Origin of the sequence: Methylobacterium aerolatum, from assembly GCF_022179085.1 — a bacterium.
GTDB lineage: Bacteria > Pseudomonadota > Alphaproteobacteria > Rhizobiales > Beijerinckiaceae > Methylobacterium > Methylobacterium aerolatum.
This window is the reverse complement of record NZ_BPQE01000017.1, coordinates 70,250-97,170: the sequence shown is the minus strand read 5'-3', so window position 1 is coordinate 97,170 and position 26,921 is coordinate 70,250. Positions and strand designations below refer to the sequence as shown.

The window sequence follows — 26,921 nt, the reverse complement described above, 5'->3', positions numbered from 1 at the left end:
AATGGTAACAGTCTCAGTTCTCAAGGAAAACCTTATCCGATCCTGCGCGAGCATTCGCCTCCTCGTGGAAACGGAAATATCGTCCCTGATCCTTCGGGCATTATGATGGGACACCGTTGCGGCAATGAACGGTGTGTAAACTATCAGCCGACCATCTCACATTAATAGAAAACACCTTGCATTTTTCCCTCAGACCCATAACTCCGCGTCGAGGGGCCATTTTGACAAGAAAGCAACGAGGGACCTTGGATGTCTGAAACCGCGCCGACATCGCAACTGGAATATATTGAACGGACCGTCGACGTGGTCGCGGCTTATGTGTCCAACAACTCGGTGCCCATCACCGAGCTTCCGGCGCTGATCGCCAGCGTGCACGAGGCCCTGAACCGGGTCGGCACCGGCCCGGTCGCCCAGACCGCGGAAGCCTTCGACAAGCCCTCGCCGGCGCAGATCCGCAAGTCGATCCGCCCCGATGGCCTGATTAGCTTCATCGACGGCAAGTCGTACAAGACCCTGAAGCGGCACCTGACGAAGCACGGCCTGGATCCGCACACCTACCGTGAGCGCTACGGCCTGCCCGCCGACTATCCCACGACCTCCGCCAACTACTCCGCGCAGCGCTCCGCCCTCGCCAAGAGCCTGGGCCTCGGTCAGCCGGGCCGCACGGGAACCGGCGCGGACGCGATCGACGACGTCGAGGACGACGAGGCTCCGGCCCCCCGTGGTGGTCGCCGGAAGGCCGACGCCTCCGCCGCCAAGGGCCGCTCCAGCCGCAAGACGGCGGACGCCGAGTAAGACGACGGCGGACGCCGGGGTCAGCCCCGGCCGCCGACCGCCAGATCAGGCGAAGGCTTTCCCGCCGCCCGCCGACAGCGGAACAGTCTTTCGCAGTCGAACAGCCGCCGCCCCCCCGCTCAGGCAAGCAGAACCCGCCGGTCGCACCATGGCGACCGGCGCCGCAGGCTCGCCGGGACCGGAACCGATCATCCGTCCGCCTGCCCCGCCGGGGCGATGGCGGACCGGATCCCGTCTTCTCGTGCGACAGTGGAGCCCCTCTGCCGCGCGGATCGCGGGGGGGTCGCGTGCCACTCGGACCGTGGCCGGTCCGGCGCAGCGAAGACAATTCGAGGTTGAAGTGGCGGGCGGATCCCGCCGCGTCTCAGGCGGCGATCCGCCCGTCCAGCGGGAAGACCTTGGCGGGATTGAGCATCCAGTCCGGATCGAACACGCCCTTTACCCGCATCTGCTGCTCCAGATCCTCCTGATTGTACTGGAAGCGCATGAGGTCGCGCTTCTCGATGCCGACGCCGTGCTCGCCGGTGAGGCAGCCGCCGACCTCGACGCAGAGCTTGAGGATCTCGTCGCCCGCAGCCTCCGCCTTCTGCAACTCGCCGGGCGTGTTGATGTCGAACAGGATCAGCGGGTGCAGGTTGCCGTCGCCCGCGTGGAAGACGTTGGCGACGCGAAGGCCGTGGCCGGCGCAGATCGCCTCGATCCGCTCCAGCACCGGCCCGAGCTGGCCGGTGGGGATGGTGCCGTCCATGCAGATGTAGTCGGAGATGCGGCCGGTGGCGCCGAAGGCGGATTTGCGGCCCTTCCAGATGGCGGCGGATTCCGCCTCGGAGCGCGAGACGCGGATGCTGGTCGGCCGGAAGTCCTTGGCGATCGCCTCGATCCGGGCGAGCATGGCGTCGCACTCGGCCTGCGAGCCCTCGACCTCGATGATCAGCATCGCCTCGGCGTCGCGGGGATAGCCGGCCTTGGCGAAGTCCTCGGTGATGAGGATGGCGTTGCGGTCCATGTACTCGATCGCCACGGGGATGATGCCGGCGGCGATGATCGCGGCGACGCAATCGCCCGCATCCTCGACCTTCGAGAAGCCGACGAGCACCGGCCGCGCCCCCTCGGCGGCCCGAAGGATGCGCACCGTCGCCTCGGTGACGATGCCAAGCTGGCCCTCCGAGCCGCAGACGAGGCCGAGGAGGTCGTAGCCCGCCGCGTCGAGGTGGTCGCCGCCGAGCTCGACCACGGTCCCGTCGTTCATCACCAGGGTGACGCCCAGCAGATTGTTGGTGGTCACGCCGTATTTCAGGCAGTGCGCGCCGCCGGAATTCATGGCGATATTGCCGGCGATGGTGCAGGCGAGCTGACTCGACGGATCGGGCGCGTAGAAGAAGCCCTCGTGGGCCACCGCGCCGGAGATGGCGAGGTTGGTGATGCCGCTCTGCACCCGCGCCACACGGTCGGCGAAGTCGATGTCGAGGATCTTCGTCATCTTGGCGGTGCCGAGGATGATCGCATCCCCCTGCGCGATCGCCCCGCCGGCCAGCGACGTGCCGGCGCCGCGCGGCACCACCCGCACGCCCTGGGCGTGGCAATAGGCCATGACCTTCGACACCTCCTCGGTGGTGGAGGGCAGCACGACGGCGAGCGGCATCTGCCGGTAGGCGGTGAGTCCGTCCGTCTCGAAGGCCCGGCGCTCGTCCTCGGAGACGATCAGCGCCTCCTCCGCCACGAGGGGCGCGAGGCCGGCGAGGATCTCGTCCCGGCGGGCGAGGATCTTGGGATCGGGATCGGGAAAGCGGATCGTCATGGGTGTCCCTCGGTGCGCGAGGTGATCGGGCGTGGCGCCATCATGCACCCCGTCCGGGGGGCGGGGCAACGGTGGGAACCGGGTCATAATCCGGCCACGGCCCGCTCTTAAGCGTCGCAGGCAACGGGGCAATCGTGCGTGACGCCGGAGAGCGCCCCGATGCGATACGGAACGCCATGACCCCCTCGGCCGCGCCCGCCCTCCTCGACGAGACCTTCGCCCCGGCCATCGCCCCCCGCGCGGACGCGGTGCGGCACCTCGGCCTGCGCAGCCTGAACCTCGGCGTCAGCGCCCTGCAGGAGGTGATCGCCGCCTTCGACGGGCCCCTGGGCACCGCCTTCGAGCGGGCGGTGGACGTGATCCTCGGGGTCGAGGGCCGGGTGATCGTCAGCGGCATCGGCAAGAGCGGCCATGTGGGGCGCAAGCTCGCGGCGACGCTCGCCTCCACCGGCACCCATGCCTTCTTCGTCCACCCGACCGAGGCGAGCCACGGCGACCTCGGCATGATCGCCCCGGACGACGTGATCCTCGCCCTGTCCTGGTCGGGCGAGACGGCGGAACTCTCCGACCTCGTGGGCTTCTCCCGCCGCCACTCCATTCCGCTGATCGGCGTGACGCGCAACGCCGCGAGCACGCTCGGCAAGGCCGCCGACGTGGTGCTGGAACTGCCCCGCGTGCGCGAATCCTGCCCGCACGACCTCGCGCCGACCTCCTCCAGCCTGATTCAGCTCGCCCTCGGCGACGCCCTGGCGGTGACGCTGCTGGAGCGGCGGGGCTTCACCTCCGCCCGCTTCCACACTCTCCACCCCGGCGGGACGCTGGCCGCCCGCCTGAAGACCGTGCAGCACCTCATGCACGGCGGCGCGGAGATGCCCCTCGTGACCGAGGACGCGCTGATGTCCGGGGTGCTGATCGAGATGGCCGCCCGCCGCTACGGCTGCGTCGGCGTCACCGGCCCGGACGGGCGCCTTGTCGGCATCGTCACCGACGGCGACCTTCGCCGCCACATGGGCCCGCAGATCCTCGACCTGCCGGTCCACCGGGTCATGACCCGCGACCCGATCACCGTGGAGCCGCACAAGTTCGCCAGCGCCGCCCTGGAGCTGATGAACCGCAAGCTGATCACGGCGGTCTTCGCCGTGCAGGACGGCAAGCCGGTCGGCATCCTCCACGTCCACGACCTGCTGCGGGCCGGGATCGCCTGAGGCGGCACTCCGTTCGCGCTGAGACGACGCTGTCGTTGCGCGCGCAACGACAGCGGTGTGGCGCGCTCAGAGCCGCGCCAGCAACTCGGCTTTCTTGGCCTGAAACTCCTGATCCGTCAGCACGCCGCGCTTGTGCAGGTCGGCCAAGCGCTCGATCGTCGTGAGCACGTCGTCGGCCCCATGGGACGGGGCGTGCGAAGGCTTCGGCGGCGCCACGGGCGGAGGGACGAAGGCCTTCACCGGCGCGGCTTGAGGCGGCGCACCGTGAGCCGGATCCGCCGGCGCGGCGCGGGCCGGCTCCGGGGACGGGGTGGCCCCACCCTCGACGCGCCGCAGGCGGTCGAGGGCGACGGCGCCCGCCGACCCCGTGAAGGTCAGGAGGCCGTTCGCCTGCGAAACGCCGGAGATCGCGTGATCGCCCGTGTCGTACACCGAGACGCCGGAGCCCTCCTCGATGGCGAGGCGGCGGCTCTCGGGGAAGTAGGCGTAGCGCATCCCGTTCTGCGACCCCGTCGAGGACGGGCGGCCGAGGTCGCCCGGCCACCAGGGTTCGACGCCGCCGGAGTGGCCCGGAGCGGAAAAGCCCTCCGCCGGCAGGCGCGCCGCCAGCTCGGTGCACAGGGCGGCGACCCGGGCGCGCAGCCCGTCATCGAACATGCGGCCGACCATCGTCATGCCGCCCGCACTCCACTGGCCCATCCCGCCGAGATCGGGGTGATCGAACTGCGCCATACGGCCGTAGCCGCGCTCCAGGGCCCGGAGGACGTGTCGCACCGCCTCCAGGCTCACCTCGTGCCGCTCGGCGACCTTCTGCAAGCCGGAGGCTTCGTCCGGCCCCTCGCCGTCGTCCCTCGTTCCGGTTTCACCGAACGGCATCATCGCGGCACTCCGACGGGGCGGGTGGAACGGAAAAGCGGCGCGGGCGGGTTCACTCCGCCTGCGGCGAGAACGGCCCGGCGATCACGAAATCGGTGATCGGCCGGCGGCCGTTCGGCGTCTCCTTGGGGCGCTGCTCCTCGGTGAGGTCGGCCTCGGCCACCTTGCGGCCCACCGCGAAGGCGGCCTCGATCCGATGGTGCTCCGGCAGGCGCAGCACCTCGGGCGCCCGGGCATGGTCGAAACCGGTCATGCCGTGGGCATGCCACCCTTGCCGGACGGCCTGGAGCTGGAAGGCGAGGGACGCGGCGCCGGTATCGAAGGAGTGGCTGTAGGAGGGCTTCAGCTCGTCACCCACCCGCATCCGCGCGTTGGAGACGAGGAAGAGGATCGCGCCGGTACCGGACACCCACTTCTGGTTGCCGGGCACCAGCAGATCGAAGAACGTCTGCCAATGGGCGTCGTCCCTCAGGGCGTAGAGGAAGCGCCAGGGCTGGGAATTGTAGCCGGAGGGCGACCAGCGCGCCGCCTCGATCATGCGCATCAGCTCCGCCTCCGGCACGGCCTCGCCGGTGAAGGCGCGGGGGGAGTGCCGCTCGAGGAAGAGCGGATCGATCGCGTGGTCGGCTTTGCGGGGGTTGGACAACGTCACCGTCTCGATCTCCTTCGCGACCGCCGCCGATTCGGTGCGGCCGGGCGCCCCGCGATCATGCTGCGGCGCGGCACGGGCTGGCAACGGTGCGACGGGCCCTTGGCAGGAACCCGCGCGCGGCGCTCAGCGGATGCGGCCGGGCCGGGCGGGCTCGAAGACGATGCGGCGGTGGAAGGCGCACCAGCTCTTGCCGTCGGACACGGGCGCGCCGCAGCAGATCGCCTGATCGCTCGGCTCACCGATGATGTACTTGCAGACGAAGGCGCCGGACTGGGCGAAGGGCACGCGGAACTCGGGCGAGGGCTCCTTGATGCTCTCGGCTTCGCCGACCTGCGACATGCGGACGAGTTGGTTCATGGGTCGGATTCCGAAGGTCGCCGCGCAGGCTCCCCGTTGGCTACGAGTGAGGAATATCCCGAAACCGTAAAGCGACACTGGGCGACGCGGAGGCGACGCTGGCCGGTGAAGACCGTACGAGGCCGGAATCACGCCGGCGCGGGGATGTCATGGTTCTGTCGTAGCTGGGGTGCAGCGCCGTGAAAACAAGTACGGGTTGCGCCCAGCGCAATTGACCAACGTGGCAAATGCGTAGCTGACCGGTCCATGGGCCGGGCTGCCCTCGCCGTCGCCGCTTCGGCATTGCCCCCGTGCATTGCGCGGCGCCCTGTGATTTGCTGCGCGCGGCTTCACACGGATCGGATCATGGCGCACTCGCCCCTCGTCACCCCCGCCTGGCTCCACGAACGCCTCTCGGCGCCGGACATCGTGGTGCTCGACGCCTCGTGGTACCTGCCCGCCGCCAAGCGCGAGCCGGAGGCGGAATACCGCGCGGCGCACATCCCCGGGGCGATCCGGTTCGACCTCGACGCGATGAGCGACACGGAGTCCCCGCTGCCGCACATGATGCCCCGGCCGGAGGTCTTCGCCTCGCGGATGCGCGCGCTCGGCGTCGGCGACGGGCAGCAGGTCGTGGTCTACGACGGCATGGGCCTGTTCTCGGCCCCCCGCGTCTGGTGGATGCTGAAGACCTTCGGGATGCGCGACGCCCTCGTCCTCGACGGTGGCCTGCCCGCCTGGGTGGCGGCGGGCTACCCGACCGAGGAGGGCGAGGGGAGGACGAGGGAGCGGCGCCACTTCACCGCGCGCCTCGACCGTGGGGCGGTGGCGGATGCCGACGACGTCGCCCGCGCCCTGGCGGGCGAGAGCACGCAGGTGGTCGATGCCCGTTCCGGTCCCCGCTTCCGCGGCGAGGAGGAGGAGCCCCGCCCCGGCGTGCGCCCTGGCCACATGCCGGGGGCGAAGAACCTGCACTACGCCGCGCTCCAGCGGGACGGCCGCCTGAAGAGCCCGGAGGAGTTGGCGGAGGTCTTCGCCGCGGCGGGCGTCGATCCCCGCCGCCCGGTCGTCACCACCTGCGGATCGGGCGTAACGGCGGCGATCATTTCCCTCGCCCTGGAGACGATGGGCCATCCCGCGCGGAGCCTCTACGACGGCTCGTGGGCGGAATGGGGCGCGGACACGGACCGGCCGGTGGAGAGGGGGTGAGAGCGGCGCGAGCCCCTGCCTCACACTGGTAAATGACGGCGGAGTGTCCGTCCGAGCGAGGTCCGCAGGCCGGGACGCGGCGTAGGCGCCCGCGGGTCGTCGATGAGGGAGATGGTGTCGGACTGATAGATGTTTCCGTCCGAGCAGAGAGCGATGAGGCCGATGCTTGCAGCGCCCTTCACCGGTACGGAGAAGCCGAAATTCAGCTCGTCGCTCTTCAGCATCCGGGCTACATCCTCTCGCCCGTTGAAGCTTGCACGGAAGCCGGAAGGATCCTTGAAGGCGTTGAAGACGACGAGCGCCAGCGGACGATGCGGTCCACCGGCACACCAGCCATCGACGATATAATCGCCGTCGGCGCGCTTGATGATGCGGTCAAGATGATACTTCAGCCGTCCGTTTTCCGGTGACGCAATCCGGCGAACCAGGGCGTATTGCGCGATTCGGCCCTCTTCCTCGGCAAGCTTTGTCTGCGCTTCCTGCGCGGAAAGATTCGCGTGATACGAGATGAGATCCGCGAGATCCTCGAAGTCGATCGCGATGGGTTGCTCCGACCGGACGCGATCCATATATTTTTCTGCGTCACGCCGTTTTTACTCGAGTCGCTAGCGACATCGAAGACTGAAACCGTATTGTCCCCATCAATATTTAGCCGGTACTCGCAGTTTGGCCTATTAAACTCGTTTGTGTCGAATTGATATTTTCTGAGAAGCCTGAATAAAAAGGCGTAATCTTCATTCCTCGCGGCGTCCGTATCAAAATAGAGATCCACCGGATCGACGCGCGACACATCGACAACAAATGAGTGGATCGGATACTGATTCTGAATAAAAAATTGGGCCTTCGGCGCATTACCGAATCCTAAATATTTCGACTTTGCAAATACGTTCTTGGATTCTCGGAAATATTCACAAATTTTGACACCTGTGAAAGCTAGCGCTGAACCGGTCGCTTCGATCCGCTCGATCAGACGGATGTAGCAGGATGGGTACACCACGTCGTCGCAATCGAGAAACGCGAGATATCGCGTCTCGAGGCGCGCCATGCCGCGATTGAGCAATTCGGAGCGATGATCGGCATCGTCGTCGAAGTGCTCGTTCGTCGCCGAAACATCCAAGCCAAGCTTTTCATAGACTTGGCACATCGCAACGACGCGCGCGAACTCACCCTCCTCAAGGCTCTGGCACAGGATGCGGGAGCGGACATGGACACCATTCTGTCCAAGCAGGGAGAACAGGGCCTCGTCGAGGAGATCAAGTCTTTGGATAGTGTGAAAGCGCGTAAGCACCGTGACGGCATTCAGGTCCCCGCTCATGGCTCTCACCACCTCATGACCGAAAAATCGAATGCCGAACGATGCTTGCAGACCCTGTCGATAACGGACCGCTCGTATCCGACACGCCACGTCTCGTCAGACAGGTCCGAGGCCGTCGGATCATGAAATCCCAGAGTCCGCATCTGTTCGTCGCAGGACCGCTCCAGCTCTCCGATCCTCCATTTCCATCCCAGAAAACGTCCGCTCCGGAGCATCTGGATCCTGGTCTTGGTGGAGGTGCGGCCGTCGGAAAGATCGTGCAGGAACAAGGAGCTATACGCGACGCGGCAATGCCCGCCGGAGGCCCGAACCCGCCAGGACAAATCGACATCCTCGCAATACATGAAGAGACGTTCGTCGAAGCCTCCCAGATCGATGAAGCGGTTCGGCGCCATCGCGAAGGCTGCACCGGAGCACCACGCGGTCTCTCCAGTCACACAGTCGTAGACCTTGGGATGCTCCTCAGGGAACTGTCGCAGCTCCAAAAGTGTGTCGGACGGTGCGGCCGACCAGGCTAGCAACAACTCGTGGATCGCACGATGATGGAGCATTCCGTCCGGATTCAGCCCCAGATAGAGGTCCGCCCCGGCAGAGAGGGCGATGCTGGCGAGATTGTTGTGCGCCGCGCCAAAACCGATATTTTTCCCGGAAATCGGTGAAGCGATCTGTATATTATTGCAACTTTTGATATTTTTCGCGATCGCATTTAAACTTTCGGTGTAATCCCGCGAATCATTCGCTCGGAATTGGATCGTTACGCTGTCATTACAATCAGACTGATAAGCGATTGATCTAATCAATCGCTCGATCTGAAATATTGAATTTTCATAAATAACGATGCCGACAAATATTTTTGCCACGCCTTAGTGCCTTCGAGGCCGAATTGCCTGCAATAATTTTGCAAACAAGCCTGCTCGAAAGGCAAGAGGACCCTGGATCCCGTCGGACGACCGCTTACGCCGTCCGCACAGCGCGCCGCTTGTCGGCGGCGACCCACTGCATCAGGGCCACCATCACCACGACGGTGCCGACGTAGACCGTGAGTTGCAAAGCCGTGGGGCGGTCGGTGTAGCCGACCAGGGCGTGCAGCACCCGGCCCGGCCAGGAGGATTCCGCGATCAGGGCGGAGCTGTTCCACACGGTCCGGCCAAGCACGTCGATGACGCCCGCATTGGCCAGGAACTGCGCCGCCTGCGCGGCGAGGCCCGCCGCCAGGAAAGTGATCAGCACGCTCGTGACGCTGAAGACGTAGCGCGAGGGGATCGAGGCGAGGCCGAGATAGCTCACGGCCGAAAGGAGCACGCCCGCGCCGACGCCCGCCATGGCACCGAACTGGATGTCGGCCCCCGACGTGCCCGAGGCGACGAGGCCGTAGAGGAACAGCACCAGCTCCGCGCCCTCCCGCAGGATCGCGGCGCCCACGACGATGGAGAGGGCGGCGGCCTCCCGCTGGCCGCTGCGCACGGCCTCCCCGGCGGCCTTCAACTCGCCCGCGAGTTCGCGGCCGTGCTTGCTCATCCAGGTGTTGTGCCAGATCAGCAGCAGCACCGCGACGATCAGCACCGCCGCGTTGAGGATATCCTGCCCGCTGCCCTCGAAGGCGTCGGAGATCCTCTCCGCGAAGAGGGCGACCACGGTCGCCCCCGCCAGCCCACCGGCCACGCCCAGCAGCACCCATCGCATCCGGCCGGGGATGCCCCGCGTCGCCGCGAGGACGATGGAGATGATGAGGCCCGCCTCGATGACCTCGCGGAAGGCGATGACGAAGGCACCGATCATGTTGCGGTCTTCCCGAATTCAGAACATCCCCGCGCGGAGCGGACACGGCCGTGCGCGGGGAACAGGCGGTCGATGACGTCGGTCGCGCGGAACCCGCGCTACCAGATCCAGAACAGCAGCACCCAGTTGGCGACGGAGACCGCCGCCGCGCAGGCGATGCAGGCACAGGCGAGCGCCCGGCGAAGCCCCCCCGCCGAGAGCCCGGCGACCCGCCACGCGAGCCACGCGCTCCACAGGGCGGCCCCGCCGAGGAGGGCGCCGCGGATCTCGGCGACGTAGGGCACCACGAACCCGTCCCCCCGCAGGAAGGTGACGGTGAGGGCCGACAGGCCGAGGAAGACGCCGCACCCGGCGATCGGGATCAGCGTCTGGGTGAGGTGGTGGAAGCGGCGCAGCGAGAAGGGGCCGAGCATCCGGGCCGCGAGGGCCACGAGGGCGGCGAGGCCGAGCCCCAGGATCACCGTGGCGGCGCCGATATAAGCGAGCAGGACGGCCCCATCGAGGAGGGTCATCACGTCGTTCTTGTCGGGGTAGTTCGTCAGGATGAACCAGGGCGCCGAGGCTTCCAGCGGCCACGTGGTGCCACGCTCGATCAGCCACGTCGCCGCCGCCTGCTTCATGTCGAGGAACCATGGGCTCGACGACCACTGAAACGCGCCCACCGCGAGCCCGAGCATCCCGAACAGGATCAGGCTCGTCTGCTCCCAGGAGGGCTGATCGCCCGCGACGTGGACGATCTCGCTGTTGGGCGAGCGCAGCGCGAGGCGGACCGCGCCCCGGTGGCCGGAGCAGCGCCCGCACATGTGGCAGGCCCCGGCGCCGCGCATGGTCTTCACCGGCACGAGGGGCGCGCAGTTGAAGCTGGCCGCGCCCTGGGCGGGCTTGGGCGAGGCGGCCCAGGCCCCACGGTCCACCTGGAAGCTCAGCGGGGCGAGCTTCGACAGCACGGCGAACACGCCGTTGACCGGGCAGAGGTAGCGGCACCACACCCGCTTGTTGCGGCCATAGAGCAGGCCGACGACGATGGCCGCGAGGGTCGAGCCGCCGAGCACCGCGAGCACCGGCTTCGGATAGCCGTAGACGCTCGTCATCTGCCCGTAGACCGTGGTGCCGGCGAAGGCGAGGAAGGGCCAGCCGCTCCACGTGATCCAGCGGGGCACCGCGTAGCCCCGGCTCCAGCGGCTGGCGGCCTCGGTGAGCGCGCCCTCGGGGCAGAACACCCCGCACCACACCCGGCCGACGAGGACCATGCTCACCAGCACGAAGGGCCACCAGATGCCCCAGAAGGCGAATTGCGCGGCCAGCGTCAGGTTGGTCCAGAGGTGCTGCGTGTTGTCGGGCAGGGGCAGGAAGGCCGGGACCGCCACGAGCACGGCATAGACCGCCACCACGGCCCACTGCACCGCGCGGATGGCGCCGGCATGGGCGCGCAGCCAATCCCCCAGGCGGGCCACCCGCACGTCGAGGGCCGAACGGCGCGGCAGGGCCGACTCGAGGCCGGGGGCGTGGGTCGCCAGGGTTGAGCCTCCGCTCATGGGCCGGTCACGCGGGCGGTCATTTGGCGACGATCTTGGCCTTCGCCTCCGGGTGGAAGTCGTCGAAGACGTCGTAGGTGCCCGGATCGACGGTGCGGAAGACGATCGCCGACGTGGAGCCGGCCGCGAGCGCCTTCTCCCGCTTCAGTTCGAGGCTTTCGAACTCCACCGGCGACTGGCCGGTGTTGGAGATCTCCAGCTTGAAGCGGGCGTTGGCCGGGACCTCGATCACCGCCGGGACGATGACGCCGTCCCGCATCTCCACCTTGATCACCGGCATGTCGTCGGCGCGCGCGACCGCGCCGAGGGAGAGCAGGAGGAGGGCGGAGAGGGAGAGGCGCGAGATCACGGGCGGTGTCCGTTCGTTGCGATGCGGTCCTCGCGGAGGCGGGATCAGTAGGAGCCCTTCTTGCCGGTGCCGGCGAAGGTGAAGTCCTGGGTCACGTCGAAGGGCTCGAACCAGGGACCGACGCCGGTCTCCTTGTCGACGTGGCGGCCGAAATGGCTGCCCTTGCCCGGCGGCGCGACCGTGACGGTGATGCGGTAGCGGCCGGGGCCCGAGAGCTTGACGTTATCGCCGTAATGCGGCCCGTCGTTGGCGACCATCGGCATCAACATGCCGGTGACCTTCTGGTCGGTGGGCTTGTCGCCGTCGAGCTTCACCAGGGTGAAGCGCACGTCGAGGGACGGCACGAAGTCGCCCTCGGCGAAACCGTTGCGGTTGTCCTTCGCGGCGCGAATATCGGTTTCGAGGTGGATGTCCGACTGGGCGGCCGGGCGCATCATGTCCGGCGGGTCCATCTCGATGGGCTGGAGGTAGACCGCCGCCACCTCCAGGCCGTTCTTGTTCACGTGCGGCCCGATCGGCACTTCCTTGGCCACGGCCAGGGAGACGCCCAGCGACAGGGCCGGGACGGCGAGGGCGAAAGCGAGACGTGGGGGAACGGTGGCGCGCATGGCTTCGCCACATAAGCCGGTTCAGCCGAACTTCAAAGACCCACTGCGCCACTATCAAATCATAACAGTTCTAAAGAAGAGCGCTGCGCAAGATGTTCCCATGCACAGATTGGAATTGCTCAATACTTTCCGTCTAGCGAAGCTGTGAATAGCCAAGCCGGCACGCCCGTGGCACGCGGTCACTGACCCCGCCTGCCTGCCAGTCGTGTCCTCGAACCGTCATGGGACTGTCGCGACGATGCGACGATGGTGGCCCCGATTGGGGATACCGGCGGGCGCCGCTTGCCGCGCGGCGCCGTCGCGGCTAGGGATGAGGAATATAGCAGTTGCTATATTCGTGTGGACGATCGTGTGTCGGGGGAGCGGGCATCGTGCGGACCCGTAAGGTAAAGAGGAACGCGACGGCCGGCCTGTGCCGCGACCTGATTCTCGCCAGCCTCCTCGTCGCCGGTCTGCCCGAGGCCGCCGCCGCCGGCGATCCGGCCACGCGGAGCGCGGATCCCGCATTGTCCTTCACCGATTGGTCCGGGGGCTATCTCGTCCTGGAGGGCAGCGCCGGCGGATCCTACGGGCAGTACACGTTCGGCCCGTCCACCGTGGGCGGGCGCCCTGTGCCGAATTTCACGAGCGGCGATTCGACGGGACGGAGCGACCGGGGCCGCGACGCGACCACGGCGGTGGGCGGGGTGGCCGGCGGCTGGAACTGGCAGACGGGCCCCTGGCTCTACGGGGTGGAGGCCGCCCTCGACGCCGCCAACCTCAAGCGGCCGGTCCCCTCGACGATCGGCGGCTTCGGCACCGAGGGCATCGATCCGGCCTTCGACCTGATCCGCGTCAAGACCGACGTCTACGGCACCCTGAGGGCGCGGCTCGGCTACAGCTTCGAGCGCTACCTCGTCTACGCCACCTTCGGCCTCGCCGGGGCCAACGCGCGGGTGATCGGCACCTATCCCGATCCCGGCCCGGGTGCCGTCGCCACCGCGAAGGCCAGCCTCGGCTATCTCGGCTTCACCCTGGGCGCGGGCGTGCAATACGCGCTCACCGACTCCCTCGCCCTGGGGATCGACTACCGCTACAGCGATCTCGGCGAAGGCCGCCGGTTCTCGCTGGGCGCCGTGCCGGGCCTCGGGCCGGCGGTGAGCCGGGCGAGCTTCACCTCCAACCAGATGTTCCTGCGGCTCCTGTGGTTTCCGGGCGGCCTGGGCGTGCCGCCGGACCCGGCGGAGGCCGCGCCGCACGATCCCGACACCGCCACGTCGGACCGCTTCTCCCTGCACGGGCAGACCACCCTCATCGCCCAGGGCGTGCCGGGCTTCCGCTCGCCCTATCAGGGCGACCAGAGCCTGATTCCGCACCAAGCCCGCCAGACCACGACGGCGACGATCTTCCTCGGCTTCAAGCTCGCGGAGGGGACGGAACTCTACTACAACCCGGAATTCAGCCAGGGCTTCGGCCTGTCGCGGACGCTCGGCGTCGCGGGCTTCGTCAACGGCGAGGCGCAGAAGGCCGGCGCCCCGTTCCCGAAGCTGCGCTCCAACCGCTACTACATCAAGCAGACCTTCGGGCTCGGCGGCGAGACCGTCGAGGTGCCGGACGGGCCGAACCAAGTGGCGACCCGCTACGATGCGGAGCGGATCACCCTCATCGCCGGCAAGTTCGCGCTCGGCGACTTCTTCGACGGCAACGTCTACGCCCACGACCCGCGGGTGGACTTCTTCAACTGGTCCCTCTGGGCCGCCTCGGCCTGGGACTTCCCGGCGAACCTCCCCGGCTTCACGCAAGGCGTCTACGCCGAGTACAACCGGCCGGAATTTGCCATCCGCGCCGCCTACACTCAGGTGCCGAAGGAGCCCTCCAGCGACGTCCTCGACCCGCGCGTGTTCCGCCGGGCCGGGTTCAACATCGAGTTCGAGGAGCGGCACGTCCTCCCGGTCCTCGACCAGCCGGGCAAGGTGCGCATCGGCTTCTTCTCGAACGAGGGCACGTCCGCGAACTACCGGGACGTGGTGACGCTCACGCAAGCGGGCGCCTTCGCCGACATCAACGAAGCCGTGGCCGCCACCCGCCGCCCCCGGCGCAAGAGCGGCGGCTACATCAACCTGGAACAGGCCCTGACGCCGGAACTCGGCCTCTTCGCCCGCGCCAGCGTGGGCGACGGACGCACCGAGAACATCTCCTTCACCGACATCGACCGGAGCTTCTCCGGCGGCCTCTCCCTCAAGGGCGCCGCCTGGAACAGGCCGGACGACACGGTGGGCCTGGGCGCCGCCCTCAACGGGCTCTCGCCCTCCCACCGCGCCGCCTTCGCCAACGGCTACTACGGACTGCTGATCGGGGACGGGCAGCTCCGCTACGGCACCGAGCGGGCGGTCGAGACCTACTACGCCCTCAACCTCACGAAGTTCGTGACCCTGACCTTCGACTACCAGTTCATCGACAATCCCGGATACAACCGCGACCGCGGGCCGGCGCACTTCTTCGCGTCGCGGTTGCACGCGGATTTCTGAGGGCACCGCGCTTTCTTGCGCGGGACTCCGTCTGCCGTGACAGGAGCGGGATCCGCTGTCATCATGACGATCTGGGTGACCGGTCGGGAGATGAGGGCGGCGATGTCTCAGCGCCGAACTATCCAGGTGGCAGAGGACGGGGTGATGAGCCTTCCCGCCGATATTCGCCGCCTCCTCGGACTGAGTGGCGCCGGACGGATCGTCCTGACGCAGGACGAGACCGGCATTCATCTGACAACCGCCGAGCACACGCTTCAGCGTGTGAGAGCGCTCGCCGCACCCTTCCGGAGAAGATCGGGGTCGGTCGTGGACGACTTCATCGCCGAGCGGCGCTCCGAGGCCGCCGAGGAGTAGGGGACGATCCGTGTCAGGTCCCGTGCTCGATGCCTCGGCCGTGCTCGCCGTCATCTTCGATGAGGTCGGAGCCGACCGCGTTGCAGCCTACATCCCAGGCGCCGGGATTTCAGCCGTCAATCTGGCCGAAGTCCTGGCCAAGCTCCTCGACCTCGGAATGCCGGAGGCGACGATCGTGGCGATTCTCGAGGACCTGCAACTCGCCGTCATTTCGTTCGATGAGGCCCATGCTCAGAAGGCGTCGCGTCTTCGTCCCGTCACCCGTGCCGTCGGCCTATCCCTCGGCGACCGCGCCTGCCTTGCAACCGCCGCCTTGCGGGGCACGGCGGCACTCAGCGCCGATAGGGCCTGGGCGCGCCTTCCGCGGGAGATCGGTATCGAAATCGAACTGCTTCGCTAAGCCGTCTATCGATCCTCTACCTCCGGAACCGTCCCCCCGAAAACCTCCTCGAACGCCGCGCGGAGCTGCATGTCGACCTCGGCGAGGCTCACCGGCAGGCCGAGGTCCACGAGGCTCGTGACCCCATGGTCGCGCACGCCGCAGGGGACGATGCCGGCGAAGTGGGCGAGGTCCGGGTCCACGTTGAGGCTGATGCCGTGGAAGCTCACCCAGCGGCGCACGCGGATGCCGATGGCGGCGATCTTGTCCTCGGCGCCCCCGCCCTTCTCCGGGCGGCGCACCCAGACGCCGACCCGGTCCTCCCGCCGCTCGGCGCGGACGTTGAAGGCATCGAGGGTCGCGATCAGCCATGCCTCCAGGCTCGCCACGTAGGCCCGCAGGTCGGCCCGGCGGCGGGAGAGATCCAGCAGGACGTAGGCCACCCGCTGGCCGGGGCCGTGATAGGTGTACTGCCCGCCCCGGCCCGAAGGGTGGACGGGAAAGCGCCCGGGCGCGACGAGATCCTCCGCCCGGGCGGAGGTGCCCGCCGTGTAGAGGGGCGGATGCTCCAGCAGCCACACGCATTCGGGCGCCCGCCCGGCGGCGATCTCCGCCGCCCGCGCCTCCATCCAGGCGACCGCCTCCCCGTAGTCCACGAGGCCCTCGCTTACGCGCCAAGCCACCGGCGGCGAGCCGGGCCGGGGCAGGAAGGCATCGGGCGAGACCGCGAGGCGGGTGGCGTTTACCAAGACTTCACCATCGAGCGAGGATGGTCTCATGACCATCCCGGGGGATGCTGGCAAGGCAGGTCGCACAGGTGGGCGTGTTCGAGACGTTGAAGGTCGATCTGACGGTGGTTCTCGGGCGGACCCGGATGCCGCTGCACATGCTCCTGCGCATGGGCCGCGGCGCGGTGATCGCGCTCGATGCCTCCGAGGCCGACATGGTCGAGATCCTGGCGAACGACCATCCCGTCGCCCGGGGGCAGATCGTCGTCACCGGCGACCGCATCTCGGTGGAGGTGACCGAGCTGATCCGCAAGGAAGCCTCCATCGTCGATCCCACCGTCACCATCGGCGAGGGAGCCGCCGCCATCCTGGATGCCGGCTCCCTGTCGGCGTGAACGGAAACGGCGACGGGTGGCTTGTCGGCGCGGGAGCGATCTGTTATCGCCTGCCGCGCCGGACGAAACGGCGCCCCACGGGGCGCTCGGGGACGGTTTCGGACCGTCGTCAACGACGTCCAATGCGGCCATGGCGGAATTGGTAGACGCGCTAGCTTGAGGTGCTAGTCCCGCGAGGGGTGGAGGTTCGAGTCCTCTTGGCCGCACCAACCTGATCCCGACCCGACGAGGGGGATCGGTTCGTGCCTCAAACATCACGATGTAACGGTGGCGCGACGACGATGCCCGCGGGGCATCGCACGGGCCACGTCGCCGGCTCGTCCGCCGGGATCGCGCGGCGCCCGCGGGCGACGGGAAGAGATGGCCGGGCCACGGCGTTCACGGGGAACCAAGGGCTGCCACGCCGGTCGACGTCTCACACACAAAGCGGCGCCAGCCGGGATCGGACGAACCGTCGGGGGGCGTAGACCAATGCCGCGCTACTTCTTTCACACGCATATCGGCGACGACGTGATCCTCGATCCCGACGGCCGGGAACTCGACGATGCGGACGCCGCGTGGGAGGCGACGCGGACCCTGGCCCTGCAACTCCTCCAGGGCGCCGACGCCGATCCGGACCTGATCCGGGCCGTCCTCTACGTCACCGACGACTCCCAGGATGTCGTCCTGGAATTTCCCCTCTCGGAAGCCCTGATCGCCGATCCGCCGGACCGGTCGGGCAACGGCACGCTGCACTGAGTCACCGGATGCGGAGGCGGGGGAATCCCCGGCCGCCCAGACAGGACGTCGGCCGACGTGGCTGCTGCTTCGCGAGGCAACGACAAGTGTTGCGGCGCAAATGCCCCGACCCGCGCACGCCCTCGAAGCTATAAGGGCCGCGCAAGTCGCCCTCGAAGCCCCATCGTTTCTGATCCGTCGACGGGCGGGACCTCTCCGGGGGACACCACACAATCTTCGCTTCGGCTCGCAAGAACGGCTCCACATGTGCGCCGGGCTTTCCGCAACGGTGCAAAAGTGGTGGGTTTTGAAATCCTTGAGCAAATACCACTTGATTTCGCAATAACAGTACTGCACTGTTTGACTAGGTCGCCGGTTCGAAACGCGGCGCCCCGCGCCGCCACGGCGCGATTGTCAACTCCGACCATTCGAGATCATCCTGTCCATGCGCCACCCTCGCGTGCGGCGTCCGTTCATCGTCGAGTCCCGGGGAACCGGTCGCGACGGTGGTTCCATCGCGATCCCCAAGCGGATCCAGCCGGCCTCCGATGCCGCGGCGAAGCCCGCCGCGCGGGCCAGCGCCCCCCTCTTCGATCCCTGGGCGGCGGTGACCGCGCCGCCGGAGCCGATCACGGCCCCGCGGCGCATCCTGCCGAACCTGCTCGTGCCCGATGAGCCGGCACCGGTGGATGCCGACGCCGAGACGGCGCCCCCCGCAGAGACGCGCCTGCCTCGCGTGCGGCGGGTAAAGCCGCGGGCAGCGAGCCCGGCCCCGGCGGCGATCCAGAAGCCCGCGCTGGCCAGCCCGATCGCCTTCCCGCCCGCCGCCCCGCCCCCTGCGCCGGTGGCGACCCCCGCGCCGGCGCAATCCGCGCGGACCGAGTTGCCCTCGGGCTCGGCGGCCCGGCCCACGTCGCGCCTGGAGCGGGGAAATCGTGCCTCGCTGCCGGCTGGTCAGCGCTGGAAGGCCCGCCTACCCCGCGCCTGCTGGTAACAGCACGTTGAGCGAACCGGGATCATCCCACCGATAAGGTGTGATGGCGCACATGAGCGGGACAAATGGTCCCGCGCGCGGATCATTGGTGCACAACCCAAGTTGTCGGGGTCCCAGGGCAGCGCATGACCGCCGCCCCCGACAGGATCCCCGCCCATGAAGCAACTTCTCCTCGCCGCCGGCCTCCTCGCCGCCGTGTCCGCTCCGGCCTTCGCCCAAGCGACGGTGGTCGAGACCCCGACGTCCTCCACGGTCGTGGTGCCGCCCGGCGCACCGGGCGTCGAGACGCGCCAGATCGGCTCCACCGGTGCTCCGGGCGCCGCGACCTACTCCCCGACCGGCCGCGCCGCGGACGGGATCGCCACCGACTCGGCGGCGGCCGGCAACGAGGATCAGCCCTCCCGCATCGGTTCGGGCAGCAGCGGCGGCGGCAAGTAACCGTCGGCGATTAACCGGTGAAGCGCCCTACCCCAGCCCCGTGAGGCGACGGGCCGGTCCCCTCGACGGGAGCCGGCCCGGTCACCATGGCGGAGCCCGATCGTCAGGTGGTCGGCAGCCTCAGGATCTTCGGGCGCCAGATGCCGAGGGCGACGTTGACCGCCGCCACCGCGAGCAGGAGCCACAGGGTGTTGCGCTCGGGCCCGATCGTCGTCGCCAGCGTCGCCGGGTCGAGGCGCCCGGCGAGCGCGGCGGCGCTTCGCTCGGCCTCCCGCTGCATCGGGCCCTGGATGTAGACGAACCCGCCCTCGAACATCAGCACGCCGGTGGCGAGCTTGATCCAGGCCCAGCCGGCCTCCCGGAAGCCCCGATGAACCGCCATCGAGAGCAGCCCGGCCACCAGCACGAGGGCCAAGGAGGGCAGGAAGATCCAAGTCGCGATGGCGCCCATCGCGCCGCGCATCAGGGCATAGCCCTGAAGCGAGGCGGGCGGCGGCAGGCTCGCGAACAGCACGAGAAGGGCGGCCATCGCTCCCATCAGGCCGATGGAGCCCATCGTGTGGAGGAACTTGAGCAACCGCCGCATGGGTACCCCCCGGCCGATTCCGGGACCGGTCCGCCTCTCTCCGTGGCGCGGCTCGCGCGGAGCGGACGGGCGGATCCGGTCACGCGGCCAGGATGCCGGACGAGCCCGCCGCCGGGCAAGTCCGGCCTCGTCGCAGGTTGACCCTGCCGGGACGGATCGTGTCTTGGCGTTGTAGGTTGGCCGCGTGCTTTGCCGTGGTCACGCTGGAGAAGAAGTCACCGTGCTGCCGACCGAGATCGTCGTCCTCGCCGCCGCAATCGTGCTGCTCGTCGTCCACATCCAGATCCAGGCCTTCGCCGTCACGAAGGAGCGGGGCAGGGAATGGAACATGGGCGCGCGCGACGGGCAGGAGCCGCCGCTCGGCCCCCTCGCCGGGCGGGCGCAGCGGGCGCTCGACAACTACAAGGAGACATGGCCCGCCCTCATCGCCCTGGCCCTGGCGCTCGCCGCCACCGGCCGTACGGGCGGCGTCGGCGCGGCGGGGGCCTGGATCTGGCTCGCGGCACGCATCGTCTACCTGCCCCTCTACCTCACCGGCGTGAAGGGCTGGCGGACCTTCGCCTACGTGGTCTCCATGGCGGGGCTCACCATGATGCTGGTGCGCCTGTTCACGGGCGGCTGACGAAAACACCGCCGCGCGCGCGCTCCGGCAAGCGACTTGCCTCAGGTCCCTCAACGGTGTCCCTGGGGGTGCGATGGACCTTTCGACGATCGAGACGGTGATGCGGCCCGGCGACCGGGGGGATCTTCCGCCCTGGCGGGCGGGCGATGCCTGGCTCGGAGGCGGGACGTGGCTGTTCTCGGAGCCGCAGCCGGACCTGCGGCGGCTCGTGGACCTCGCCTCCCTCGGCTGGCCCCCGCACCGCCTCGCGGAGGACGGCCTCACCCTCGCGGCCACCTGCACGCTCGGCACGCTGGAGGCCCTCGATTGGCCCGCCGCCTGGCGCGCCGCCCCGGTGGTCGGGCTGTGCTGCCGGGCGCTCCTCGGCTCCTTCAAGATCCGCCACGTCGCGACGGTGGGCGGCAACCTCTGCCTCGCCCTGCCGGCGGGGCCGATGATCGCGCTCGCCGTGGCGATGGAGGGAACCTGCCTCCTCTGGACCCCGGACGGGGGCGAGCGGACCCTGCCCGCCCGCGAGGTCGTCCTCGGCCCCCAGCGCACGGCGCTGGCCCCCGGCGAGATCCTGCGCAGCCTGCACCTGCCCGCCGCCGCCCTGGCCCGCCGGGCCGCCTTCCGCCGGGCGAGCCTCAGCCCCGGCGGGCGCTCCGGCGCCCTGCTCATCGGCACGCTGGCCGGGGACGGCGCCTTCCGCCTCACCGTGACCGCCTCGGTGCGGCGCCCGGTCCACCTCGACTTTCCGGACCTGCCCGACCGGGACGGCCTGCGCCGCGCCCTCGACGCGGCGATCCCCGACAGCCTCGTCTACGACGACGTCCACGGCCATCCGGACTGGCGGCGTCACATGACCCGGCATCTCGCGGACGAGATCCGGCACGAACTGGCGGAGGCAGGCGCATGAGGCTCACCGTCAACGGCTCGCCCCAGGAGATCGCGATCCGCCCCGGCCAATGCCTGCGCACCGCCCTGCGGGCGGGCGGCTGGTTCGGCGTCAAGAAAGGCTGCGACGCGGGCGATTGCGGCGCCTGCACGGTCCACCTCGACGGCGAGCCGGTCCATTCCTGCCTCGTCCCGGCCTTCCGGGCCGAGGGGCGCAGCGTCACGACGATCGAGGGCCTGTCCGGCCCCTGCCGCCCGGGCGACGGCCCCCGCGCCGAGCACCCGATGCAGGCGGCCTTCCTCGCCGCGCGCGGGTTTCAGTGCGGCTTCTGCACGCCGGGCCAGATCATGACCGCCGCCGCCCTCGACCAGGGCCGCCGGGCCGACCTCGGGGAGGCCCTCAAGGGCAACCTGTGCCGCTGCACCGGCTACCGGGCGATCCGCGAGGCGGTGGCGGGATCCGGCGACCCGGCCGACGACGGCCTGCCCGCCCCCGCCGCCCCCCTCGTCGTCGCGGGCGCGGCCCGCTTCACCTTCGACGTGCCGGAGACCGGGCTGCTGCACCTCAAGGTCCTGCGCTCGCCCCACGCCCATGCCCACATCCTGGCGATCGACACCGGCCCGGCCCTGGCGGTCCCCGGCGTCGTCGCCGTGCTGACTCACGCGGACGCGCCGCCGGGGCGCTTCTCCACAGGGCGGCACGAGGACCCGCGCGACGACGCCGCCGACACACGGGTGCTCGATCCGGTGCTGCGCTTCGTCGGCCAGCGGGTGGCGGCGGTGGTGGCGGAGACGGAGGCCGCCGCCGAGGCGGGCACCCGGGCGCTCATCGTGGCCTACGAGGTTCACCCCGCCCTCCTGGACGCCGACCGCGCCCTGGAGCCGGAGGCGCCGCAGGTCCACGAGGGCGGCAACCTCGCGGCGGAGGTGCACGGCGAGGTCGGGGACGTGGCCGCCGGCCTGCGGCAGGCGGACCTCACCTACACGGAGGAGTTTCGCTCGCAGCGCCTGCAGCACGTCGCCCTGGAGACCCACGGCTGCCTCGGCTGGCGGGACGAGGCGGGCCGCCTCACCCTCCGCTCCAGCACCCAGGTGCCCTTCCTCACGCGGGATGCCCTCTGCACCCTGTTCGGCCTCGACCGCGCCCAGGTGAGGGTGCTGTGCGGGCGCGTGGGCGGCGGATTCGGCGGCAAGCAGGAGATGCTGACCGAGGATTTGGTGGCGCTCGCCGTTCTGAAGACCGGCCGGCCGGTGCAATGGGAGATGACCCGCCAGGAGCAGTTCATCGCCACCACCACCCGCCATCCCATGCGGGTGCGGGTGACGGTGGGCGCCAAGGCCGACGGGCGCCTCACGGCGCTGTCCCTCGACGTGCTCTCGGAGACGGGCGCCTACGGCAACCACGCGGGCGGCGTGCTTCACCACGGCTGCAACGAGGTGCTGGCGGCCTATGCCTGCCCGAACAAGCGGGTCGACGGCCGCGCCGTCTTCACCCACACCGTCCCGGCGGGGGCCTTTCGCGGCTACGGCCTCAGCCAGACGATCTTCGCCCTCGAATCCGCCCTCGACGAGGTGGCCCGGCGCCTCGGCATCGATCCCTTCGCTCTCCGCCGGATGAACGCGGTGCGCCCCGGCGACCCGCTGGTCGCCCACAGCCTGACGCCGCACGACGTGGAGTTCGGCAGCTACGGCCTCGACCAGTGCCTCACCCTCGCCCAGGACGCGCTCGCCGCCGATCCCGGCCCCGCCGCAGAGCCCGGCTGGCGGGCGGGAACGGGCATGGCGATGGCCATGATCGACACGACGCCGCCAGGCGGGCACTTCGCCGACGCACGCGTCAGCCTCCGGGCCGACGGATCGTACCTCGTCGAGGTCGGCACCGCCGAGTTCGGCAACGGCACGGCCACGGTCCACCGGCAGATCGCGGCGCAGACCCTCGCCGTCGCCCCGGAGCGCGTGTCGGTCGCGGGCGCGGATACGGACGCGGTCGGGCACGATACCGGCGCCTACGGCTCCACGGGGACGGTGGTGGCGGGCATGGCCGTCCTGCGGGCGGCCCAGGCCCTCGCCGGGACGATCCTGGCCCTCGCGGCCGGACGCCAAGGTATGGCACCCGAGATGTGCCGCCTCGCGGGAGACATGGTGGACACCCCCGCCGGGCCCGTGCCCCTCGCGGCGCTCGCCCCCCTCTCGTCCGAGGGCCGGGCGGAGGGCAGCCCGCGCTCCGTCGCCTTCAACGTCCACGCCGTCCGGGTGGCGGTCCATCCGGTGAGCGGCGAGGTGCGGATCCTGCGCAGCGTCCACGCCGCCGACGCGGGCACCGTCCTCAATCCCGGACAGTGCCGGGGGCAGGTGGAGGGCGGGGTGGCCCAGGCCATCGGCGCCGCGCTCTACGAGGATGTCCGCATCGGCCCCACGGGCGAGGTCGAGACGCAGACCCTGCGCAACTACCACATCCCCGCCTGCGCCGACGTGCCGGACACGCAGGTGCTCTTCGCGGACACCCACGACCGGTTCGGGCCGCTCGGCGCCAAGCCGATGAGCGAATCGCCCTTCAATCCGGTGGCGGCGGCCCTCGGCAACGCCATCCGCGACGCCACCGGCGCCCGGCTCACGGCGACGCCCTTCGCCCCCGACCGCATCTTCCGCGCGGTGGCGGCGGCCTGCGGGGAGACCGGGTGAGGGTTCGCGTGACGGGGTGATCGGGAGTTGGTGTCAATCGAGGGAGGCCGCCCCCACTCGCGCCGTCATTCCGAAAGTCTGGCCGGGAATATGGCCCTCCCTCATCGCGACCTCATCCTGAGGCGCCGGAGCGCAGCGGAGGCCTCGAAGGAGCCCTCCAGGGATCGCGGAGCCTTCTGGAGCCCTCCTTCGAGGCTGCTCCGCCGCACCTCAGTGTCTGGCCGGAAAGGTCGTTGTCCCCTCCGTCTTTGCGAGCGGAGCGAAGCAATCCAGGGATGCGCCACGGTCGGAATCGGCCCGCTGCCCTGGATTGCTTCGCTCCGCTCGCAAGGACGAGGAAGGCTTCATGGGCCGCCAGGACCTTCTCGGCCAGGCTCTCAGGATGAGGGGGTTTGAGGGGACGGAGGGGCTTTCCGGCCAGCTTCTCAGGTGCCGCCGCGAAGCGGTAGCCTCAAGGGAGGATGGGGAGGCGGCATCTCGAACCGACCCGGCCGGTCGGGGCGCTATACCGCCGCCCCTTCCACCAGGATTTCGCGCTTGCCGGCATGGTTGGCCGGGCCGACGAGGCCCTCCGTCTCCATGCGCTCCATGAGCGAGGCGGCGCGGTTGTAGCCGATCTGGAGGCGGCGCTGGATGTAGCTGGTGGAGGCCTTCTGGTCCCGCAGCACCACCTGGACGGCTTGATCGTACAGGTCGCCGCCGGCCTCGCCGAAGGCCCCGGCATCGAACACCGCGCCGTCGATCTCGAGGTCGGCCGAGCCCGCCGCCCCCTTGCCCTTGGCCCCCTTCTCGGGCGCGCCCTCCTCGTCGTCGGCGGTGACGGCGTCGAGGTAGCTCGGGCGGCCCTGGCGCTTGAGGTGGGCGACCACGCTCTCGACCTCGCTGTCGGAGCAGAACGGGCCGTGGACGCGCGTGGTGCGCCCGCCGCCGGCCATGAACAGCATGTCGCCCTGGCCGAGCAGTTGCTCCGCGCCCATCTCGCCGAGGATCGTGCGGCTGTCGATCTTGCTCGTCACCTGGAAGCTGATCCGGGTCGGGAAGTTCGCCTTGATCGTGCCGGTGATCACGTCCACCGACGGGCGCTGCGTGGCCATGATCAGGTGGATGCCCGCCGCCCGCGCCATCTGCGCGAGGCGCTGGATGGCGCCCTCGATGTCCTTGCCCGCCACCATCATCAGGTCGGCCATCTCGTCGACCACGATCACGATGTAGGGCAGGGCCGAAAGGTCCATCTCCTCGTCCTCGTAGACCGCCTCGCCCGTCTGCCGGTCGAACCCGGTCTGGACGGTCCGCGTCAGCACCTCGCCGCGGGCGGCCGCCTCGGCCACGCGGGCGTTGTAGCCGTCGATGTTGCGGACCGCGATCTTGGCCATCTTCTTGTAGCGCTCCTCCATCTCGCGCACGGCCCACTTGAGGGCGATCACCGCCTTCTTCGGGTCCGTCACGACGGGGGAGAGGAGGTGCGGGATGCCGTCGTAGACCGACAGTTCCAGCATCTTCGGATCGACCATGATCAGGCGGCACTCCTCCGGCTTCAGCCGGTAGAGCAAGCTGAGGATCATCGTGTTGATGGCCACCGACTTGCCCGATCCGGTGGTGCCGGCCACCAGCAGGTGCGGCATCCGGGCGAGGTCGGCGATGATCGGCTCGCCGCCGATGTTCTTGCCGAGGCACAGCGCCAGCTTGTGCTTACTGTCGACGAAGTCCTCCGAGGCGAGGAGCTCGCGCAGGAAAACCATCTCCCGGCGGGTGTTGGGCAATTCGATGCCGATGGCGTTGCGCCCCGGCACGACGGCCACGCGGGCCGACACCGCCGACATGGAGCGGGCGATGTCGTCGGCCAGGGCGATGACGCGGCTCGACTTGGTGCCCGGCGCGGGCTCCAGCTCGTAGAGCGTGACGACCGGGCCCGGCCGCACGGCCAGGATGTCGCCGCGTACGCCGAAATCGCCGAGCGTCGCTTCAAGCAGGGTGGCGTTCTGCTCTAGGGCATCCGCCGACATCTGGCTCGCCTGCGACGGGCCGCGGGGCTCCGCCAGGAGGTCGAGGGCGGGCAACTCGTAGGCGTGCGGCTCGCGCGACGAAGGGGCTGCCGGGCGACGGGCGGGGGCCGGACCCGCCGGCGGGGCGGCGACCCGCGACGGGGCGGGAGCGGCCACGAAGGGCGCCGCCGGAGCGGACACCTCGGAATCGTCGAACGCCTCGCCCTCGTCCTCGTCGTGCAGGATCGGCGATGTCATCTCCGGCGCGGTGCGGGGTGGCGCATCGAAGGACGGTTCCCGCCGCTTCGCTGCGTTCGGCTCTGCGGCGGGCCGATGATCCGCCCACGGCACGTCGCCATCCGAGAAGGCCCGCCGGGCGGCGAGCGCCGGGGAGGCGCCATCGAACTCCTCGGCCTTGCCGCCGCGCCACGTCTCCACCCGCTCGGCCACGGAGGCTCGGGCGCGCATCAACCCCTGCGCCACGGCGCCGATGCCGACGAGGCCGAGGCCGGGCTCGCCGCCGTCGTCCTCGCGCTCGTCCCGGCTCCGGTCGGGCAGGCGCCGGGCCGGATAGGGCTCCTCGGGCAGCTCCTCCTCGACGGCGGCGAAGCGGCAGGCGCCCGTAAGGCAGACGATGGCGATGGCCGCGTAGAGGAGGCCCGCCAGGAGGGCGAGGCCGGAGAACACCGAACCGAGCATCCCCTTTGCGACGGACAGGAGGCCGTCCCCGGCGACGCCGCCGAGGCCGGTGGGCAGGGGCCAGCGGGCCGTGGGCGGCAGGGCGCTCGCCACCGCGCTCGCGGCACAGAACCCGATGATCCACAGGGCGATCCGCGCCCCGCCGCCGGGCAGGTCGCGCTCGCGCATCAGCCGCACGCCCCACAGGACCGGCGGCAGCACGAAGGCCAGGGAGCCGAGGCCGAGCATCTGCATGGCGAGGTCGGAGACCACCGCGCCGGGTTGCCCCAGGACGTTGTGCGCCCGGTGCTCGGTGGCGTGGTTCAGGCTCGGATCGTCGATCGACCACGTGGCCAGCGCCACCGTCAGGGCGATGGCCGCCGTAAAGAGCACGAGGCCGCCGAGCTCCGTCAGACGCTTGCCCAGGAACGGGCGCACGCCGTCGACGAAGGTCTCATAGGGCGATGCGGGACGGCGGAGCGAGCGCATGCGGGACCGGACGCGAAACCTAGGGACTCGCCGCTGA

The 26,921-nt window shown here is 69.7% G+C and carries 26 protein-coding genes, 1 tRNA gene and 1 pseudogene; 14 read left to right on the top strand and 14 right to left on the bottom strand.

What is annotated here, in order from left to right; all coding sequences use genetic code 11:
* Window positions 1–249: 249 nt before the first annotated feature.
* Window positions 250–795, top strand: coding sequence for a Ros/MucR family transcriptional regulator (locus tag MFF06_RS12370; RefSeq protein ID WP_238204183.1), 546 nt, complete (start codon window positions 250–252; stop codon window positions 793–795).
* A gap of 364 nt (window positions 796–1,159) precedes the next feature.
* Here MFF06_RS12370 and MFF06_RS12365 read toward each other — a convergent pair whose 3' ends face one another.
* Window positions 1,160–2,593, bottom strand: a complete 1,434-nt coding sequence (locus MFF06_RS12365) for an FAD-linked oxidase C-terminal domain-containing protein (RefSeq protein WP_238204181.1) — start codon at window positions 2,591–2,593, stop codon at window positions 1,160–1,162.
* 176 nt (window positions 2,594–2,769) lie between these two features.
* On the opposite strand from MFF06_RS12365, the gene MFF06_RS12360 reads away from it, so the two are divergent.
* On the top strand, window positions 2,770–3,798 hold the full coding sequence (locus tag MFF06_RS12360) for a KpsF/GutQ family sugar-phosphate isomerase (RefSeq protein WP_238204179.1): 1,029 nt from the start codon (window positions 2,770–2,772) through the stop codon (window positions 3,796–3,798).
* A 66-nt stretch (window positions 3,799–3,864) separates the two neighbouring features.
* Here the strand turns inward: MFF06_RS12360 and MFF06_RS12355 are convergent, their stop codons facing one another.
* The 3 genes from MFF06_RS12355 to MFF06_RS12345 all read right to left on the bottom strand — a co-directional run bounded on the left by MFF06_RS12355 (window position 3,865) and on the right by MFF06_RS12345 (window position 5,683).
* On the bottom strand, window positions 3,865–4,677 hold the full coding sequence (locus tag MFF06_RS12355) for an SHOCT domain-containing protein (protein ID WP_370876529.1): 813 nt from the start codon (window positions 4,675–4,677) through the stop codon (window positions 3,865–3,867).
* Window positions 4,678–4,726: 49 nt separating this feature from the next.
* The gene (locus tag MFF06_RS12350) at window positions 4,727–5,326 is read right to left on the bottom strand and encodes a nitroreductase family protein (protein ID WP_238204177.1); all 600 of its coding nucleotides are present in this window, start codon (window positions 5,324–5,326) and stop codon (window positions 4,727–4,729) included.
* A gap of 123 nt (window positions 5,327–5,449) precedes the next feature.
* Window positions 5,450–5,683 (bottom strand): GcrA family cell cycle regulator, encoded by a 234-nt coding sequence (locus MFF06_RS12345; RefSeq protein ID WP_238204175.1) that lies wholly within the window; start codon window positions 5,681–5,683, stop codon window positions 5,450–5,452.
* Between the two features lie 345 nt (window positions 5,684–6,028).
* Between MFF06_RS12345 and sseA the strand changes: the two genes are divergently transcribed.
* Window positions 6,029–6,871 (top strand): 3-mercaptopyruvate sulfurtransferase, encoded by an 843-nt coding sequence (sseA, locus tag MFF06_RS12340; protein WP_238204173.1) that lies wholly within the window; start codon window positions 6,029–6,031, stop codon window positions 6,869–6,871.
* A gap of 20 nt (window positions 6,872–6,891) precedes the next feature.
* On the opposite strand, the gene MFF06_RS12335 is transcribed toward sseA, so the two are convergent.
* The 7 genes and pseudogenes from MFF06_RS12335 to MFF06_RS12310 form a co-directional block, all read right to left on the bottom strand.
* Window positions 6,892–7,440 carry a hypothetical protein gene (locus MFF06_RS12335; protein WP_238204171.1) on the bottom strand — a complete coding sequence of 183 codons (549 nt, stop codon included), beginning with the start codon at window positions 7,438–7,440 and terminating at the stop codon, window positions 6,892–6,894.
* Between the two features lie 350 nt (window positions 7,441–7,790).
* Window positions 7,791–7,916 (bottom strand): annotated as a pseudogene (locus MFF06_RS22800) (hypothetical protein); the annotation flags it as partial.
* Between the two features lie 275 nt (window positions 7,917–8,191).
* Entirely contained in the window at window positions 8,192–9,046 is an 855-nt protein-coding gene (locus MFF06_RS12330) for a glycosyltransferase family protein (RefSeq protein ID WP_238204169.1), read from the bottom strand.
* 94 nt (window positions 9,047–9,140) lie between these two features.
* Window positions 9,141–9,965 (bottom strand): FTR1 family iron permease, encoded by an 825-nt coding sequence (locus MFF06_RS12325; RefSeq protein ID WP_238204167.1) that lies wholly within the window; start codon window positions 9,963–9,965, stop codon window positions 9,141–9,143.
* Between the two features lie 98 nt (window positions 9,966–10,063).
* Window positions 10,064–11,500 carry a 4Fe-4S binding protein gene (locus MFF06_RS12320; protein WP_238204165.1) on the bottom strand — a complete coding sequence of 479 codons (1,437 nt, stop codon included), beginning with the start codon at window positions 11,498–11,500 and terminating at the stop codon, window positions 10,064–10,066.
* Window positions 11,501–11,519: 19 nt separating this feature from the next.
* Entirely contained in the window at window positions 11,520–11,846 is a 327-nt protein-coding gene (locus tag MFF06_RS12315; protein ID WP_238204463.1) for a cupredoxin domain-containing protein, read from the bottom strand.
* A 47-nt stretch (window positions 11,847–11,893) separates the two neighbouring features.
* Window positions 11,894–12,457, bottom strand: coding sequence for an iron transporter (locus MFF06_RS12310; protein ID WP_238204163.1), 564 nt, complete (start codon window positions 12,455–12,457; stop codon window positions 11,894–11,896).
* A 371-nt stretch (window positions 12,458–12,828) separates the two neighbouring features.
* Between MFF06_RS12310 and MFF06_RS12305 the strand changes: the two genes are divergently transcribed.
* From MFF06_RS12305 to MFF06_RS12295, 3 genes are all read left to right on the top strand, one after another.
* The gene (locus MFF06_RS12305) at window positions 12,829–14,964 is read left to right on the top strand and encodes a carbohydrate porin (RefSeq protein WP_370876528.1); all 2,136 of its coding nucleotides are present in this window, start codon (window positions 12,829–12,831) and stop codon (window positions 14,962–14,964) included.
* 63 nt (window positions 14,965–15,027) lie between these two features.
* Window positions 15,028–15,318: an AbrB/MazE/SpoVT family DNA-binding domain-containing protein gene (locus tag MFF06_RS12300; RefSeq protein WP_238204161.1), complete on the top strand. Its 291-nt coding sequence runs from the start codon at window positions 15,028–15,030 to the stop codon at window positions 15,316–15,318.
* A gap of 22 nt (window positions 15,319–15,340) precedes the next feature.
* A complete protein-coding gene (locus MFF06_RS12295; RefSeq protein WP_238204159.1) occupies window positions 15,341–15,718 on the top strand; it encodes a type II toxin-antitoxin system VapC family toxin in 378 nt (125 codons plus the stop codon).
* Window positions 15,719–15,723: 5 nt separating this feature from the next.
* Here MFF06_RS12295 and lipB read toward each other — a convergent pair whose 3' ends face one another.
* Complete coding sequence (gene lipB, locus MFF06_RS12290) at window positions 15,724–16,446, bottom strand: lipoyl(octanoyl) transferase LipB (protein WP_238204460.1); 723 nt, start codon at window positions 16,444–16,446, stop codon at window positions 15,724–15,726.
* Between the two features lie 44 nt (window positions 16,447–16,490).
* On the opposite strand from lipB, the gene MFF06_RS12285 reads away from it, so the two are divergent.
* The 5 genes from MFF06_RS12285 (at window position 16,491) to MFF06_RS12265 (ending at window position 18,969) form a co-directional block, all read left to right on the top strand.
* Window positions 16,491–16,820, top strand: coding sequence for a FliM/FliN family flagellar motor switch protein (locus MFF06_RS12285; RefSeq protein WP_370876526.1), 330 nt, complete (start codon window positions 16,491–16,493; stop codon window positions 16,818–16,820).
* Between the two features lie 124 nt (window positions 16,821–16,944).
* A tRNA-Leu gene (locus MFF06_RS12280) sits at window positions 16,945–17,029 on the top strand.
* A gap of 262 nt (window positions 17,030–17,291) precedes the next feature.
* Entirely contained in the window at window positions 17,292–17,558 is a 267-nt protein-coding gene (locus MFF06_RS12275; protein ID WP_238204157.1) for a DUF6894 family protein, read from the top strand.
* 424 nt (window positions 17,559–17,982) lie between these two features.
* Window positions 17,983–18,531: a hypothetical protein gene (locus MFF06_RS22665; protein WP_283207267.1), complete on the top strand. Its 549-nt coding sequence runs from the start codon at window positions 17,983–17,985 to the stop codon at window positions 18,529–18,531.
* A gap of 156 nt (window positions 18,532–18,687) precedes the next feature.
* Entirely contained in the window at window positions 18,688–18,969 is a 282-nt protein-coding gene (locus tag MFF06_RS12265) for a hypothetical protein (protein WP_238204156.1), read from the top strand.
* A 103-nt stretch (window positions 18,970–19,072) separates the two neighbouring features.
* On the opposite strand, the gene MFF06_RS12260 is transcribed toward MFF06_RS12265, so the two are convergent.
* Window positions 19,073–19,555 (bottom strand): hypothetical protein, encoded by a 483-nt coding sequence (locus MFF06_RS12260; RefSeq protein ID WP_238204154.1) that lies wholly within the window; start codon window positions 19,553–19,555, stop codon window positions 19,073–19,075.
* 220 nt (window positions 19,556–19,775) lie between these two features.
* Between MFF06_RS12260 and MFF06_RS12255 the strand changes: the two genes are divergently transcribed.
* The 3 genes from MFF06_RS12255 to MFF06_RS12245 all read left to right on the top strand — a co-directional run bounded on the left by MFF06_RS12255 (window position 19,776) and on the right by MFF06_RS12245 (window position 23,735).
* Complete coding sequence (locus tag MFF06_RS12255; protein WP_238204152.1) at window positions 19,776–20,177, top strand: MAPEG family protein; 402 nt, start codon at window positions 19,776–19,778, stop codon at window positions 20,175–20,177.
* A gap of 73 nt (window positions 20,178–20,250) precedes the next feature.
* A complete protein-coding gene (locus MFF06_RS12250) occupies window positions 20,251–21,075 on the top strand; it encodes an FAD binding domain-containing protein (RefSeq protein WP_238204150.1) in 825 nt (274 codons plus the stop codon).
* The gene (locus MFF06_RS12245) at window positions 21,072–23,735 is read left to right on the top strand and encodes a molybdopterin-dependent oxidoreductase (protein ID WP_238204148.1); all 2,664 of its coding nucleotides are present in this window, start codon (window positions 21,072–21,074) and stop codon (window positions 23,733–23,735) included. Before MFF06_RS12250 ends, MFF06_RS12245 begins: the two co-directional genes overlap by 4 nt.
* Window positions 23,736–24,238: 503 nt before the next feature.
* Here MFF06_RS12245 and MFF06_RS12240 read toward each other — a convergent pair.
* Window positions 24,239–26,884 carry a DNA translocase FtsK gene (locus tag MFF06_RS12240; protein WP_238204146.1) on the bottom strand — a complete coding sequence of 882 codons (2,646 nt, stop codon included), beginning with the start codon at window positions 26,882–26,884 and terminating at the stop codon, window positions 24,239–24,241.
* Window positions 26,885–26,921: the final 37 nt, after the last annotated feature.

What these genes read in the sequence shown, in the direction of transcription:
- MFF06_RS12325 (WP_238204167.1), bottom strand. Translation starts at nt 9,965, where the DNA reads ATGATCGGTGCCTTCGTCATCGCCTTCCGCGAGGTCATCGAGGCGGGC.
- MFF06_RS22665 (WP_283207267.1), top strand. Translation starts at nt 17,983, where the DNA reads ATGCGCCACCCTCGCGTGCGGCGTCCGTTCATCGTCGAGTCCCGGGGA.
- MFF06_RS12310 (WP_238204163.1), bottom strand. Translation starts at nt 12,457, where the DNA reads ATGCGCGCCACCGTTCCCCCACGTCTCGCTTTCGCCCTCGCCGTCCCG.
- MFF06_RS12275 (WP_238204157.1), top strand. Translation starts at nt 17,292, where the DNA reads ATGCCGCGCTACTTCTTTCACACGCATATCGGCGACGACGTGATCCTC.
- MFF06_RS12260 (WP_238204154.1), bottom strand. Translation starts at nt 19,555, where the DNA reads ATGCGGCGGTTGCTCAAGTTCCTCCACACGATGGGCTCCATCGGCCTG.
- MFF06_RS12365 (WP_238204181.1), bottom strand. Translation starts at nt 2,593, where the DNA reads ATGACGATCCGCTTTCCCGATCCCGATCCCAAGATCCTCGCCCGCCGG.
- MFF06_RS12355 (WP_370876529.1), bottom strand. Translation starts at nt 4,677, where the DNA reads ATGATGCCGTTCGGTGAAACCGGAACGAGGGACGACGGCGAGGGGCCG.
- MFF06_RS12300 (WP_238204161.1), top strand. Translation starts at nt 15,028, where the DNA reads ATGACGATCTGGGTGACCGGTCGGGAGATGAGGGCGGCGATGTCTCAG.
- MFF06_RS12345 (WP_238204175.1), bottom strand. Translation starts at nt 5,683, where the DNA reads ATGAACCAACTCGTCCGCATGTCGCAGGTCGGCGAAGCCGAGAGCATC.
- MFF06_RS12285 (WP_370876526.1), top strand. Translation starts at nt 16,491, where the DNA reads ATGCTGGCAAGGCAGGTCGCACAGGTGGGCGTGTTCGAGACGTTGAAG.
- MFF06_RS12320 (WP_238204165.1), bottom strand. Translation starts at nt 11,500, where the DNA reads ATGAGCGGAGGCTCAACCCTGGCGACCCACGCCCCCGGCCTCGAGTCG.
- MFF06_RS12370 (WP_238204183.1), top strand. Translation starts at nt 250, where the DNA reads ATGTCTGAAACCGCGCCGACATCGCAACTGGAATATATTGAACGGACC.
- MFF06_RS12360 (WP_238204179.1), top strand. Translation starts at nt 2,770, where the DNA reads ATGACCCCCTCGGCCGCGCCCGCCCTCCTCGACGAGACCTTCGCCCCG.
- MFF06_RS12245 (WP_238204148.1), top strand. Translation starts at nt 21,072, where the DNA reads ATGAGGCTCACCGTCAACGGCTCGCCCCAGGAGATCGCGATCCGCCCC.
- MFF06_RS12335 (WP_238204171.1), bottom strand. Translation starts at nt 7,440, where the DNA reads ATGGATCGCGTCCGGTCGGAGCAACCCATCGCGATCGACTTCGAGGAT.
- MFF06_RS12250 (WP_238204150.1), top strand. Translation starts at nt 20,251, where the DNA reads ATGGACCTTTCGACGATCGAGACGGTGATGCGGCCCGGCGACCGGGGG.
- MFF06_RS12240 (WP_238204146.1), bottom strand. Translation starts at nt 26,884, where the DNA reads ATGCGCTCGCTCCGCCGTCCCGCATCGCCCTATGAGACCTTCGTCGAC.
- MFF06_RS12265 (WP_238204156.1), top strand. Translation starts at nt 18,688, where the DNA reads ATGAAGCAACTTCTCCTCGCCGCCGGCCTCCTCGCCGCCGTGTCCGCT.
- sseA (WP_238204173.1), top strand. Translation starts at nt 6,029, where the DNA reads ATGGCGCACTCGCCCCTCGTCACCCCCGCCTGGCTCCACGAACGCCTC.